The organism is Streptomyces sp. NPDC058335 (assembly GCF_042723915.1).
Taxonomy (GTDB): domain Bacteria; phylum Actinomycetota; class Actinomycetes; order Streptomycetales; family Streptomycetaceae; genus Streptomyces.
In genome coordinates this window covers 146,975-160,270 of the sequence record NZ_JBHXHX010000014.1, presented here as the reverse complement: position 1 = coordinate 160,270, position 13,296 = coordinate 146,975, and the positions used below count along the sequence as shown (strand labels likewise).

The 13,296-nt window shown below is 73.2% G+C and carries 8 protein-coding genes and 2 pseudogenes; 2 read left to right on the top strand and 8 right to left on the bottom strand.

Annotated features, from left to right (window positions below; genetic code table 11):
• Nucleotides 1-79: 79 nt before the first annotated feature.
• The 8 genes and pseudogenes from ACFWJX_RS26750 to ACFWJX_RS26715 form a co-directional block, all read right to left on the bottom strand.
• Nucleotides 80-2,878: a hypothetical protein gene (locus ACFWJX_RS26750; RefSeq protein WP_383248057.1), complete on the bottom strand. Its 2,799-nt coding sequence runs from the start codon at nucleotides 2,876-2,878 to the stop codon at nucleotides 80-82.
• On the bottom strand, nucleotides 2,875-3,987 hold the full coding sequence (locus tag ACFWJX_RS26745; RefSeq protein WP_383248055.1) for an AAA family ATPase: 1,113 nt from the start codon (nucleotides 3,985-3,987) through the stop codon (nucleotides 2,875-2,877). The genes ACFWJX_RS26750 and ACFWJX_RS26745 overlap by 4 nt, the downstream gene beginning before the upstream one ends.
• Nucleotides 3,988-4,056: 69 nt before the next feature.
• A complete protein-coding gene (locus ACFWJX_RS26740; protein WP_383248216.1) occupies nucleotides 4,057-5,544 on the bottom strand; it encodes a VWA domain-containing protein in 1,488 nt (495 codons plus the stop codon).
• On the bottom strand, nucleotides 5,541-6,470 hold the full coding sequence (locus ACFWJX_RS26735; RefSeq protein WP_383248233.1) for a hypothetical protein: 930 nt from the start codon (nucleotides 6,468-6,470) through the stop codon (nucleotides 5,541-5,543). Before ACFWJX_RS26735 ends, ACFWJX_RS26740 begins: the two co-directional genes overlap by 4 nt.
• A gap of 394 nt (nucleotides 6,471-6,864) precedes the next feature.
• Nucleotides 6,865-7,368: pseudogene (locus ACFWJX_RS26730) on the bottom strand (hypothetical protein); the annotation flags it as partial.
• Nucleotides 7,369-7,580: 212 nt separating this feature from the next.
• Nucleotides 7,581-9,323 (bottom strand): immunity 49 family protein, encoded by a 1,743-nt coding sequence (locus ACFWJX_RS26725; protein WP_383248053.1) that lies wholly within the window; start codon nucleotides 9,321-9,323, stop codon nucleotides 7,581-7,583.
• A gap of 71 nt (nucleotides 9,324-9,394) precedes the next feature.
• Complete coding sequence (locus ACFWJX_RS26720) at nucleotides 9,395-10,003, bottom strand: flavin reductase family protein (RefSeq protein ID WP_383248051.1); 609 nt, start codon at nucleotides 10,001-10,003, stop codon at nucleotides 9,395-9,397.
• A 109-nt stretch (nucleotides 10,004-10,112) separates the two neighbouring features.
• Nucleotides 10,113-10,862 (bottom strand): anti-sigma factor antagonist, encoded by a 750-nt coding sequence (locus ACFWJX_RS26715; protein ID WP_383248049.1) that lies wholly within the window; start codon nucleotides 10,860-10,862, stop codon nucleotides 10,113-10,115.
• A 126-nt stretch (nucleotides 10,863-10,988) separates the two neighbouring features.
• On the opposite strand from ACFWJX_RS26715, the pseudogene ACFWJX_RS26710 reads away from it, so the two are divergent.
• Nucleotides 10,989-11,315: pseudogene (locus ACFWJX_RS26710) on the top strand (helix-turn-helix transcriptional regulator); the annotation flags it as partial.
• 392 nt (nucleotides 11,316-11,707) lie between these two features.
• On the top strand, nucleotides 11,708-13,285 hold the full coding sequence (locus ACFWJX_RS26705; RefSeq protein WP_383248047.1) for an NlpC/P60 family protein: 1,578 nt from the start codon (nucleotides 11,708-11,710) through the stop codon (nucleotides 13,283-13,285).
• Nucleotides 13,286-13,296: the final 11 nt, after the last annotated feature.

The window sequence follows — 13,296 nt, the reverse complement described above, 5'->3', positions numbered from 1 at the left end:
CTTCTTCGGCACCGGGTCCCCCTGGGCAGAACGGGCCGTTCCCACCGCACCTGACAGCGGTGGGAGCGGCCCGTTCGCGTCAGCCGGCCGCCAGCAGCGCCTCCAGTGCCGTCGCGGTCGCCGGGTGACCGGCGAGCAGCTCCGCGCCCCGCGGGGCGGTCGCCTCGGGGCTCGCCCAGGTGCCGTCGCAGCCGAGCAGCTCCGCCAGCGCGTCGCAGGTCGCCGGATGCGTGGCGAGGAGGGCGACACCTCCGGGGGCTCCGGTGACCTGTCCCGGCCGGACGGCCGGAAGTTCCTGCGGGGCACGCCACGGCGGCACCCAGGAGTCCAGCTGCGCCAGCCGGGCCGGGAAGACCCGGCCCGCCTCACGGATCAGCAGCGGGGCCAGCTCCGCACCGCCCGCCCGCAGGCTGGTGATCAGCGTCGGCAGCCAGGGCAGCAGGACCGGATCCGGAAGCCGCGCGAAGGCGTTCGACACCGCCTCGACGACGAAGTCGGCCAGCCCCGGCACCGGCTCCAGCGCGTGCACGAACCCGCTGAGATAGCGCGGGTACGCGGGCACCACCAGCGGGTTGCCGAGCAGCTCGTCGCAGCGGGCCCGCAGGTCCGTCCGGGACAGCGTGCCCAGGTGCGTCTGCGCCGCCCAGAGCAGCGCCGTGCGGGACGGCTCCTGCGGGTGGGACTGGGCGAGGGCCAGCTCCAGCTGCGTACGGTCGCAGCCGAGGGACAGGGCGAGGCCCTCCATGCCGAACAGGAAGCCCAGCATGGCCGCGACCTGCCGCACGGTGGCGTCCTCGTCGGTGAACGCCGTCGGCAGCAGCGTGCAGTAGTGCGCGTAGCCGGTCTTGACGAAGGACTCGATCCAGGGCGGCAGGACCGGCTCGCCGGTGCGGTAGTAGGCCAGCAGGCGGCGGACGCGGCGCAGCACCTCGGGTGCCCCGTCGACACTGCGCTCGCCCGCGAGGACCTCCAGGGCGCGGGTGCCCAGTTCGTCGGCGAGGCGACGGCTGCGCAGATGAAGGATGGCGTCCTCGACGGCCTCCAGGACCTGCGCCGCCGTGGCCTGCGGGGCGTACGCGGCGCGCCGCAGCCGCTGTTCCAGGACCTGTTCGATGCTGACGCCCTCGTAGCCCAGCTCGATGAGCGCCCGCTGGTGGGTGCCGAGGGCCAGGTCCCAGGACTCCTGGATCGCGCGCTCCCCGAGGCGCCGGTCGCCCATGATCGGCCGGGCGGCGCCGTGCGGCAGCAGCCGCCGCAGCATCCACAGCAGGTCGGAGCAGCGCTCCAGCTCCGGCCGGCCGGCGATGTCCAGCAGGGCGCGCTGTACGCCGCGCTGCTGGAGCTTCAGGTTCAGCGGGGCGAGCCGGTCGTGGACGTCCCGGGCGAGGGGCGGCAGCGCGTCGTACCCGACCTGGCCGATCCGGTCGCCGCCCATCATGATCTCGACGAGCCGCGCGACATCGCGCCGCCCCGGTACGGCCTCCTTCTCGATGCAGGTGACGGCCGCGTCCTGGAAGTCGTACGGCGTCGGGCGGACCCGGTCGCGCATCCCGGCCAGCAGGATCGACGTCTCGAACACGGCGATGGCGTCGGCGGTGGAGGCGAGGTAGCCGCCCCGCCGTGCGGCCCGCACGATCTCCACGGACCAGCCGAGCAGTTCGGCCTCGTCGAGGGGGTCGAGGGCCGGCGGCCGCTGGAGGAACCCGGTGAGCCGGTCGGCGGGTGGGGCCGCGGCGGCGGACAGCGCGGGCACGGCCGTCCTTCTCGGCCTGCTGCTCCTCTTCGTGCCGGCCTGTCCCTCCAGGCGGTAGGGCCGCACTCCGGTGCGCTTGAGGTTCTTCGCCCATTCCGTCGCGGCGATGGACACCGACCCGGCGGCGAGGCCGAACTGCGCCTCGATCGCGGCGTGGCTGGAGGGGATGAGTCCGTGCCGCCACGCGGTGGGGGTGGGCGGGCTGATGGTGAAGGTGTCGCTGCCCTCGACGCCGAACTCCTCGACGCGGCTGGCCGCGTGGAACGCGCCGCAGACGTAGAGGCAGTCGGCTGGGTCGGTGCCGGTGGCCGCGAGGTGTTCGCGCATCCGCGTCCACATGTACCGCTCGCGGTCCTCGTCGACCCGGACCCGGCGCTGGTCGCCGGGTGCCAGGCGCCGGAAGAGGCTGCCGACGAGCAGCATGACCTGGCGGTAGGTGTCGTGGTCGCTGCCGCCGAGGGGCAGTTCGACGTACTGGTGCCACCACTCCGACCAGTGCCGCACGCGGCCGTGGCGCAGCAGGTGCTCCTCCAGTTCGGCGAAGCGGGGGCGCAGGTCGCCGATCTCGACGCCGACCGCGTCGCCGTGCAGGGCGCTCTCCTCGTCGGCGGGCGGGGCGTCCGTTCCGGCGTCCGCGGCGGGCGGGGTCTCCCACTGGAAGACGTGGTCCGAGGAGCGGTCGACGAGGACGAGGTCGACGCCCGGGGTGTCGAGGGCGTACGCGATCGCCTGGTACTCGGCGGATGCCTCGGTGACCGGCGCGACGACGGACAGCGGCGCCCAGTCCGCCGGGAAGCCCTCGAGCTCGGACGCGAAGGCCTGTACCGCCACCGGGAGGCGGCAGTTGCGCAGCTCGGTGAGGAGGGGCGCCATGTCCTCGCACAGCTCCAGGTAGACCACCTTCGGCTGCTTCTCGCGGAGCCGGCGGGCCATGGCAAGCGCCGAGGCCGGGGAGTGGTGACAGACGGGGAAGATCTCCAGCGGCTCGCGCACCGCGCGCTCGACGTCGTCGACGATGCCCCGCAGGATGCCTTCGAGGGCGCCGGGTCCGTCGGCGAACGCCGTGGCGGCGTCCTGGAGCTGGGTACGCAGGGCGGTGAACGTGCCCTCGGGCGGGGTGCTCACGAGAGGGTCGCGATCGCGTCGCGGCCGCCCTCCAGGAACTCCGGCCAGGAGCCCCCCTCTTCCTTGCTGCGCGGCTCGACGACGCCGTGCAGGTACTTGTTGAGGATCGCCAGGTCCTCCGGTTCACGGCGGGCGAGGGAGCCGACCAGGGAGGAGGCGAGGGCGTGCGCGGTCAGGGCGCGCTCGCCGAAGAAGTTGCTGCGCAGGATGGCGTCCTCCAGCACGCCGATCTGCTCGGCCGTGGACAGCGCGGACTCCAGCTTCTCGTCGTCACCGGCCGCCGCGGCGGAGGAGGCACGCAGGTCGGCGAAGCTCTGGAGCAGCACGTCCAGCAGGGTGGGCGGGACGTCCAGTTCGATCTGGTGGCGGCGCAGGAGTTCCTCGGTGCGGAAGCGGACGATCTCCGCCTCGCTCTTCCTGTTCGTCACGACCGGGATGCGGACGAAGTTGAAGCGGCGCTTGAGCGCGGAGGACAGATCGTTGACACCCCGGTCGCGGCTGTTGGCGGTGGCGATGACGGAGAAGCCCGGCTGGGCGAACACGATGTTGTCGCTGTCGAGTTCGGGCACCGAGATGTACTTCTCGGACAGGATGGAGATCAGGGCGTCCTGGACGTCGCTGGTGGAGCGGGTGAGTTCCTCGACGCGGCCGATCGTGCCGGTCTCCATCGCCGTCATGATCGGTGAGGGGATCATCGACTCGCGGGACTGGCCCTTGGCGATCACCATGGACACGTTCCACGAGTACTTGATGTGGTCCTCGGTGGTGCCGGCCGTGCCTTGCACGACCTGGGTGGAGTTGCGGCAGATCGCGGCGGCCAGCAGCTCGGCCAGCCAGCTCTTGCCGGTGCCCGGGTCGCCGATGAGCAGCAGACCTCGGTCGGAGGCCAGGGTGACGATGGCCCGCTCGACGATGCTGCGGTCGCCGAACCACTTCTGCGAGACGTCCCGGTCGAGACCGTCGGCGCGCTCGGAACCGAGGACGAACAGCCGGACCGTCTTCGGCGACAGCCGCCAGGAGAACGGCTTGGGGCCGTCGTCGACCGACTCCAGCCAGTCCAGCTCCTCGGCGTACTTGATCTCGGCGGGGGCGCGCAACAGGTCGGACATCGACATGCCTTTCTGCGGAAGGGCGAGAAGGAAGTGAGAAAGGGAGGGAGAGCGAGAGGAGCGGGCGTCTCAGGTCAGGAACGTCTTCAGCTCGTGCACGAGCTTGCGTATGTGGCCGGAGAGCACCGGCGTGCCGAGGTCCTTGAAGCGTTCCCGGAACCAGGGGTTGACGCTGCCGCGGCCCGAGCTGGTCACCGAGCCGACGGGGATGAACTTGACCCCGGAGCGGTGCAGGGCGGCCATGCTGTCGTAGAGGGGCTCACTGCGCCACTCGTAGAAGTCGGAGATCCACACCACGACGGTGTTGCGCGGTTCGGCGATCTTCGACTGAGCGAGGGCCATGGCGACGGTGCCGTCGGTGCCGCCGCCGAGGTTGGTGCGCAGCAGGGTCTCGAAGGGGTCGTGCACCCAGGGGGTGAGGTCGAGTGCCTGCGTGTCGTACGCGATGAGGTGGACGTCGACCTTGGGCAGCCCGGCGAAGATCGAGGCGAGGATGGTGCAGTTGACCATGGAGTCGACCATCGAGCCCGACTGGTCCACCACCACGACGAGCCGCTGCGGTGTCGTCCTGCGGGCGGTGTGCCGGTAGTAGAGGCGGTCGACGTAGAGCCGCTCCTCCTCCGGACTGTAGTTGGTGAGGTTCTTCCAGATGGTGCGGTCGAGGTCGAGGTTGCGGAACACCCTTTTCGGCGGGACGGACCGGTCGATGGCGCCGACCGTGGCCTTCTCGACCTGGGTGCGCAGCACTTCGGCGACCTCGTCGACGAACCGGCGGATCAGCGCCTTGGCGTTGGCGAGGGCGACGCCGGACAGGTTGTTCTTGTCCCGCAGCAGTTGCTCGATCAGCGACATGCTCGGCGTGAGCCGGGCGGCGAGCGCGGGATCGGCGAGCACCTCGCGCAGGTGCATCCGCTTGACCAGATCGCCTTCGAGGGCGCCGAGTTCGGGTCCGATCTGCGGGATCAGCCGGCTGAGGTCGGGTGTCCTGCCGTTGCCGCCCGAGCCGGTCGGGCCGACGCCCCGGCCGCCGCCCGCCCGGCCGCCTCGCAGGTCGCCGGGTGTGCAGCCCAGTGCCCGCTCCAGCCAGCCGGCGTCGGACTGCCAGCGCGCCAGCTGACCGGCGCTGACGGCTCCGGTGCCGGTGGAGAAGACGTTGAGCAGCACCTTGGAGACGAGGGCCGCGCGCCGCACCTCGGCCGGGCGGTCGCGGGCGTCATCTTCACCGGCGTCCGCGTCCGCGTCGGGCTCGGCTCCGGCTCCGGCTCCGGCTCCGGCTTCGGCTTCGGCTTCGGGGACCATCAGGCCGTCGAACTCGGCGGCCAGTTCCGGGTGGCGCTGCACGATGGAGTCGACGGAGGCCCCCGGGTCCAGCAGGGCGGGCGGCAGGCCGATGTCCTCGACGACGGCGAGGCTCGCGGACTCCAGCGCGGCCTGCTCCTCCGGGTCGAAGAGGCGGGCGAGCAGCCTCCAGTAGAGGACCTGCCGGCGGTTGTGGTGGGGCTCGGCCTCGGCGGCGTGCTCGGCCGAGTGCGCGAGGGTGGTCTCGGGCTGGTTCATGTGCGCAGCAGCCTTCCCGCCCGCTCCCGCAGGACGGTCACGGCGTCCGTGGCGGCCTTCTCCGCCTTGGCGCCGGTCTTGTCGGTGGTGCCGCCCGCCCAGGCGCCCGCCTGGAGGGCGACGGTCTTCTTGCGCACCGTGGTCTCGACGGCGAGCGGCTGGACGTGGAACTCGCCGTCGTCCCAGCGCAGCAGGCCGATGCAGGCGCTGGAGGCGGCCACCGCCTCGGGGGTGAGCGGACCGGCGGCCGGGATGCGGTCCGTGTCCACGGTGAGGGAGTGTCCGGCGAAGCCGAAGGTGAGCGGGGAGTCGTCGTCCTGCCGGGTGGCGTAGCCCTCCAGGAACACCGGTTCGGCGAGACGCGCGGTGTGGCGGTCCAGGGGTGCGGTGGGCGGGGCCGTGGCGACCGGGAGGGCGACGCGTGCGGTGGCGAAGGCGTCGGCCGGTCCGCCCGCGCGGGCCCGGTCGTCGTCCCAGATCAGGTCGCCGTCCTCGGTGAGGGGCATGTCGGTGAGCTGCATGGACCGGCCTTCGCCGAGGGCCGTGAGCAGCGGCAGGTGCGGCCGCAGGAGCTGCCAGACGCCGGCCGCGACGACGGTGTCCGGCTTGGGCACGGAGACGCTCGCCCGCACCAGGCGGGGCGTGCCGCCGTCCGTGGGCTCGAACACCGCGTGGACCTGCGCCTGGGCGGCCGTCGCGTGCTCGTGCAGGTCGATGCCGAGGGGAAGCAGGCGGCCGGTGGCGGGGGCGGCCGGCCGGGGTGCGGCGGCGCCGGGGCGGGTCAGCAGCAGGGCGCGCGCCCACAGGTCGCCCCAGCGGCGGGCCGGGAAGCGGTCCAGGGAGGCGCCGGGGCAGGAGGCGGCGAGTTCGGCGGCGAAGCCGTCGAGCAGGGTGGCCAGTCGGCGCAGGGCGGGGTCGGGCAGCATCGCGGAGACGATCTGCGCGGCCGAACCGACCAGTTCGTGGTCGATGCCCTGCCAGCCGGCGCGGGCCAGGTCGGCGAGCCAGGTCCGGGCGGCCGACAGCAGGTTGACGGTCTGTTGTTGTTCCGGAGCGGCTGCCGTGGCCTCGCCGCGGGCGCGGCCGGTGCTCTCGTCGGCGCGGGCCGCCAGGGCGTCGTGTGCCGCGCCCAGCAGTGCGGTGCGGGCGGCGGCGAGGGCGACGAGATGGTCCTCGCCCGCGGCTCCGGCCGCGACCTTCCCGGTCGAAGGCGTCGACCGCCGCGAGGGCCTCGCCGAGTCCCTCGACGGGCATGGTCAGCGGGTCCGCGCGCCGCTCCTCCGTGACCGGCTCGGCCGCCCGCGGGGGCACCTCGGTGGCGGCCGCCGTCCTGGTCGGCGGGAACCACTGCATCTCGGGCAGCGGGGCGGTGGTGGGCGCCAGTTCGAGGTAGGCGAGGTGCCGCAGGAACCGGCTGAAGACGGAGGCGGCCGCGGTCTTGCCGTCGGCGGGGGCCGGCCGGGTGGCGGTCATGGCGCCGGTGATGCCGGGGACCGTCGCCTCCCCGCCGGCCGGCTCGACGCGCAGATAGCGGGCGACGCGCTCGGCGCCGTACTGCAGGACGGCCTCGGTGATCAGGGCGCGGATGTGGTTGCAGAACGAACCCCGGGCGCCGCCGCAGGGGCGGTTGTTGTTGGTGCTGCACGCGAACGCGTAGGTCGCGGCGGCCACCGAGGAGACGTACACGCGCTCGATGTCCGAGCCGCTGGAGACGACGCCCTGGAGGCGTCCGTCGGCCAGTTCGACGAAGGGGACCTTGGCGAGTTTGCGGGGCCGCGCGGGCGGCACCACCCGTGCCGTGCTCGACTTCTCCCAGTGCGACAACGCACCATCTCCTTTGCAGCACAAAGCCCGGTCGCGCCAGGTCGGCGCAGCGCAGGGGGGCTGTCGCACCGGAGTCGGCGCGACAAGAACGAAGCTACCGGTGACCACTGACAACGCCCGGTGCGCTGTGGGCACCGGGCGTTCGAGGGCGTGGGCGAGCGCGTCACCCCGCCCCCGCCCCTCCGCCGTCCCGCCCCTGCCTCATCCCTGTCTCACGTGTCGAACTCGCCGTACCAGGACGCCTCGACGAGGTGCTTCGGCAGGTACGGCGAGGTGGTGTCGACCGCGAACCCGATGTCGCGGGCCAGGCACACCAGGGCGAGGGGGCCGAGGGCCACCCGGCCGCGCGGGTCGGTGGAGTCCCGGTAGTAGACGGCGTGGTGGTCGAGGGCTTCGGCGAGCGCCCGCGTGAAGTGGTCCTCCTGACGGGTCAGCACGCGGTGGAAGAGGGCGATGGGCTGGTAGTCGACGAGGTTGAGGAAATCGGCCGGGGTGCGGGTCGCCACCTTGGGGTCGGAGGTCTCCATCGTCGTGACGAGCTTCTTCACCAGGTCCTCCGCGGGTACGGAGCCCAGGTAGCTCTGCAACGTGTCGATCCAGTGGAAGACGTAGTCGTCGAGGTCGGGCCCCGAGCGGCGCAGGTCCTCCACCGGAACCTGGCACAGCAGTCGCAGCCGGTCGCCGTCGCGGCAGACGACGGCGGTCCAGAAGGCGTCGAGCCAGGCGCGGGCGTCGGCGTGCGGGGCGGGGCCGGTGGCGGGCAGGGTGTACGTCTCGTGGCCGATCCGGCACCGCACGGTGCCCTCGCGGGCGAGGGCGGTGCCGAACAGGGCGCCGCCGATCTGCGTCGCGGTGACCCAGGCCGCCCAGGTCTCCACCTTCGCCGCCCGCGGGTCGTCCGCGCACAGGGCGTGGGCGTGGGCCACGGCGGCGTCGAGCGCGGGCCCGAAGCCGGCCGGATCGTCCGCGAGGCGCCCGGTCGACTCGGCGACGACGCGCGCCAGCCGGTCCACGTCGTACGGATCGTTCGGGCCGTTCGGGTCGTTCGGGCCGGCGGTCGGCTCCCCGCCGCCGCGCAGCCGCTTCATCAGGTCCAGCAGTTCCGGCGGCGGTACGACGGACAGGGCGCGGGTGTCGTGGTCGAAGGTGGTGAGGCGGTCCAGCCGCCCCTGGTGCCACCAGTACAGCCGAGGACTCAGCGAGCCGGGGCCGTCCTGGTGGGCGCCGAGCGCGTACGTCCCGAGGTCGTTGACCGCGTCGACGACGGTGCCGTCCACGATGGGGTGGAAGGCCAGGAGGTGTCGGGTCGGTACGGCGACGAGCGCGCCGGCCTCCGGCAGGTCCCGGCCGGTGAGGTCGCGGACCAGTTCCGGCAGGACCAGCGCCTTGCCGGCGACGAAGTGGGAGTCGCCGTACACGGAGTGCAGCACCGCCCCGGACGGGCCGGGGAACTCGGCGTGTTCGACGGGCTCGGCCAGCAGGTTCGCCCGCCCGGCGGCCCACAGGTCGTCGAGTCCCGCCCGCTCCACGTCGCGGTCGCCGAGGATCCGCACGGACTCGGGGCCGTCCAGCGCCAGCGCGGCGATCAGGTCCTCGGCCACCGGACGGACGTACGCGAACTGTCCGTCGGCGGGCAGGGCGTCGGACGGCAGCAGCCGCAGGAAGGTGCGGCTCAGCAGCTGCTCGGCGTCCTCGTCGCCGCGGGAGGCGGACTCCAGCCGGGCGAAGTGCTGCCGCACCAGTTCGGGCCAGGCCTCCTCGGGCGCGTCCTCGCACCAGCGGGCGAGGTTGAGCAGTGGGTGCCGGTGGCCGGCGTGCTCGACGGCGTCCGCCTCCACGGTGGGCCGTATGCCGTGTCGGGCGGCGAAATGGTCGGCCGTCAGGGCGCGCAGGCGGTCGGCTCGGGCGACGGTGAGCGGCGGCAAATGGGCATCGGGCGCGTCGTGTTGGATCACACGGTCACTCTACGAAGCCGGATGGCGCCGCCCTCGGTCAGGCGCCGTCGGCCGCGGCGACGGCCGCGGGGTCAGGCCTTGGGCCAGTCGCGGTAGGGGATGCGGGCGAGTTCGCGGACCTCGCCGATGGTGCCCCACTCGTTGCCGCCGAGCCGGGCCAGCGGCCGCAGCCTGCGGATGTCGGGCCGGCCGTCGACGACGGCGTCCTCGTGCACGGCGGCGTGCACGACCTGGCCGAGGACCAGGGTGGAGTTGCCGATGCCCAGGGTGGAATGGAGCCGGCATTCGAGCGCCACCGGGGAGGCGGCCACGCGGGGCGGACCGACGCGCAGCGAGGGCTCCCGCTCGATGCCGACGGCCGCGAACTCGTCCACCTCGGCGGGGAAGTCGACCGCGCTGGCGTTGATCTGCTCGAAGAGCGGTTCGGGGGCGAGGTTGACGACGAACTCGCCGGTGGCCTCGATGTTGCGCAGCGAGTCCTTGCGTCCCACGGAGGTGAACTGGACGATCGGCGGAGAGGTGCAGGCGACGGTGAAGAACGAGTGCGGTGCGAGGTTCGCCGTGGTGCCGTCGGCCGCGAGGGTCGACACCCAGGCGATGGGCCGGGGCACGACGACGGAGGTGAGGAGCTGGTAGAAGGCTCCGGCGCCCAGGCTTTCGGGGGCGTAGTCGATGCGCATGCCGCCAGTTCTACCCGACCGACCGGGCCCGGCCGGACGCCGCCCCTGGCCTCGACCGAGGACGCACTCGTGCCCGTGGGCGCGCGACGCGACGGCCGTCACGCTCGGGTCACTCGTCGACGTGATCGGCCCTCGCCCCCGCCGGGGAGGCGGACCGGACCCTGGCGACGGCCGCCGCCACCTGTTCCTGTACGGCCTCCGGTGGCGGGTCTCCCTCCACGGCGTCGACGAGGTCGTGGGCGAGGTGGTGCAGCTTGGTGTTGGTGTGCTGGGAGGCGTCGACCAGGACCCGCCAGGCGTCCTGGGCGCTCAGGGCGAAGGAGGCCATGAGGATGCCGCGGGCGAGGTCGATCACCGGGCGGGTCTGCATGGCCCGCCGCAGCTGGACGACCTCGACACGCAGGTCCTGTTCGCCGCCGTGGTCTTCCGGCGGGACAGGGGCGTCGTCGTCATGGTGGGGATCGGGGTCGGTGCCGGCGAACAGCGGGGCGGTGCCGGTCAGGTCGAGGAGCCGTTCGACCACGGGGGCGGCCGAGCGGATGACGACCGGCTTACCCTGCCGCAGGCCCCGCTCACGCGCTTCGAGCAGCACGTTCAGGGCTGCGCAGTCGCAGAACGTGACCCCGGCGAGATCCAGGTCCACGGCACCGACCGCCGCGGCCAACGCCGCCCGGAGGGCATGCTCCAGCTGCTCGGCGCTTTCCAGGTCCAGCTCACCGTCGATCTCCACGGCCACCCGCTCGCCTTCCGCACGAAGGGCGATCTCGGGCAGCGGCCGGGCATGCGGCGCGCCGCTCGCCTCGGCCCGCAGGCCACCCGCCCCCGCGTCACCTTCCGCGTCGTACGCAGGCTCTGCCATGACCGCCTCCCCGGTCACTCTTTCTCACCGTCCCAGGCTCGCTCTGATACCCGTCATACGTCAACTGATACACGAAAAAGAGTTCCAGTGTTTGTATACATGAATCCCTGGCCGTATCATGGCCCCATGGAGGGAGTGCCCGAATCGCACACCGGATGGACGTTTCTGACGAACCATGCCCGCGTGCTGGCAGTCATCGCGGACAACCAGACCGCCCGGATCCGCGACATCGCCGCCCGCTGTCGGCTGACGGAACGCGCCGTCCAGAAGATCATCGCCGACCTCGAGCAGGACGGCTACCTGTCGCACACCCGGGAGGGGCGCGGCAACATCTACCGGATCGATCCGGGCAAGGTACTGCGCCACCCGGCCGAGGCGGGCCTGACGGTGGCGGCCCTGCTCTCACTGCTCGCCCAGGACGAGGCGGACCGCACCCTCAGCCCCGAAAGGGACGCCGACGGGGGAGCGAGCGCGCCGGATCCACGACGCGACCGCAGCGGCCGGGCGCGCAGGTCAAGTGTGGCCGATCCAAACGCCGTTGCGGTGAAGAGAGACCAAGGTCACGAATACGTATCGGACATTTAACACCTCAATCTTCACACCAGTCACACAAGTTGGCTAGGTTGACGCAAGGCCGCGCGACCGACTCCGGCGAACCCCGCCGGCCGCGCGACCTCCGCCGAGTCCGTGACAGCAGTGCCGCGGCCGGAGCCGGGACCGTCCATCCCCGGGGTGAGATGCTCGACCGCCCGACGGGCTGCGAGCTTGGGAGCACCTTGCTGCAAGGACCGCTCCCGGATCCACCGCCCACTCGGCCGGCGGAGCACGGAAGGAGTACGTCTTCCATGGCGACGGATCGCACCACGCTCCCCACAGGGACAGGTTCCGCCCGCATCGAGGACGCCGGCACACCGAGCCGTGCGGAGATCCAGCAGCGGGTCAGCGCCCTGTACGACCGGGCCGAGACCGACACCGGCACCTTCAACGCCACCCGCGCCAGGTCGGGCCGAGGCGGTCGCCGAACCGTCACCTCCGTCGCCAACAGCGGGCGCCCGGCGGCCGATCCCTCGCTGGAGGCCGTGACCCGTCAGTGGTTCGAGATGGCGCGCAGCCGGGTCGGACCGACGACTCCCGCCAGCCTGCCCACCGACCGCCTGCCAGACCGTCCGGCACTCGCCGCGCGCCCGCGGAGCGCACCGGAGCTGCCGCCCGGCGGCGGAGCCGTACGCGAGCTGGAGGCGGGCGGCCGACGCGCACCGGAGTTGACCGGGCGGGCCGTGGCCGCCCTGCCGGCGGCCCAGGAGGCCCCGCAGCAGGAGACCAGGGCGCTGATGCCGGCCCCGGCCTCCGCCCCCTCCCCCGCCCCGGCCGCGCCGCAGGCGTCCCTGCGCAGCGGCAAGGAGAGGATCGGGCGGAAGCTCGCCATCGCCCGCGAGGTGCTGGCCCGTGCCGTCCCGCAGCCGATGCCGTCACTGCCCGCGATCGAGTCGTGGCCGGTCGAGCGGACCTGGGACACCGGGCCGCAGCAGGCCTACCGTCCGGAGACGGACACCTGGGCGGGACAGCAGGCCGCCACCGGCAGCACGGCCCTCACGTCGACCGGCCAGAACGCCGTTCTCCCCACGGCCGAGGCCGGCTTCCCCATGCCCACGCCGGATTCCGGCGCCGCGTCGTACGACTTCCCCGTCCCGTCGTACGACTTCCCCGCCCCCACGTACGACTTCCCCGTCCCCACGTCCGGTTTCGCCGTGCCTCAACCGCCGATCGCGCCACCCTCGAACGCCTTTCCCGAGCCCGAGACGGGCCTCCTGGCGGCCAGTTACGGCGACCTGCTCGCGCCCACGGCGGGGAACACCGCCCCGGCCGTCCCGCCCCAGCCGGTCTACGCCACGCTCCCCACGCCCGAACCCGCCTTCGCCGTCGCCGAGTTCCCTCTCCCCGCCCCTGAACTCGGCCTCGCGCTCCCGGAGTTCACGCTCCCGACCGGCCCCGGGCCCGGCTCCGCCCCCACTCCCGCCCCGTCCCCGCTCGGCCTCACCGTCCACGCGACCGGAACCGGCTACCTCGGCAAGGCGGACAAGGCCCTCGCCTTCGCCCGCGCCCAGATCGGGCGGCCGTGCGTGACGGGTGCGACAGGGCCGGAGTCGTACGACTGCTCCAGCCTCACCCAGGCCGCCTGGCGGGCCGCGGGGGTGACACTGCCGCGGACGGCGCTGGACCAGGCGCAGGCCTTCACCCGGGTCGCCTTGGACGATCTGCGCCCCGGCGACCTGGTCTTCTTCTACGACGACCTGAGCCACACCGGTCTGTGCACGGGCAACGGCATGATGATCCACGCCCCGGGCCCCGGCGCCGCCATCCGCGAGGAATCGGTCCACGCCCTCGGCGAGGGCGCACTGCGCGGAGCGGTACGTCCCTCCTGACGCCACCCGGC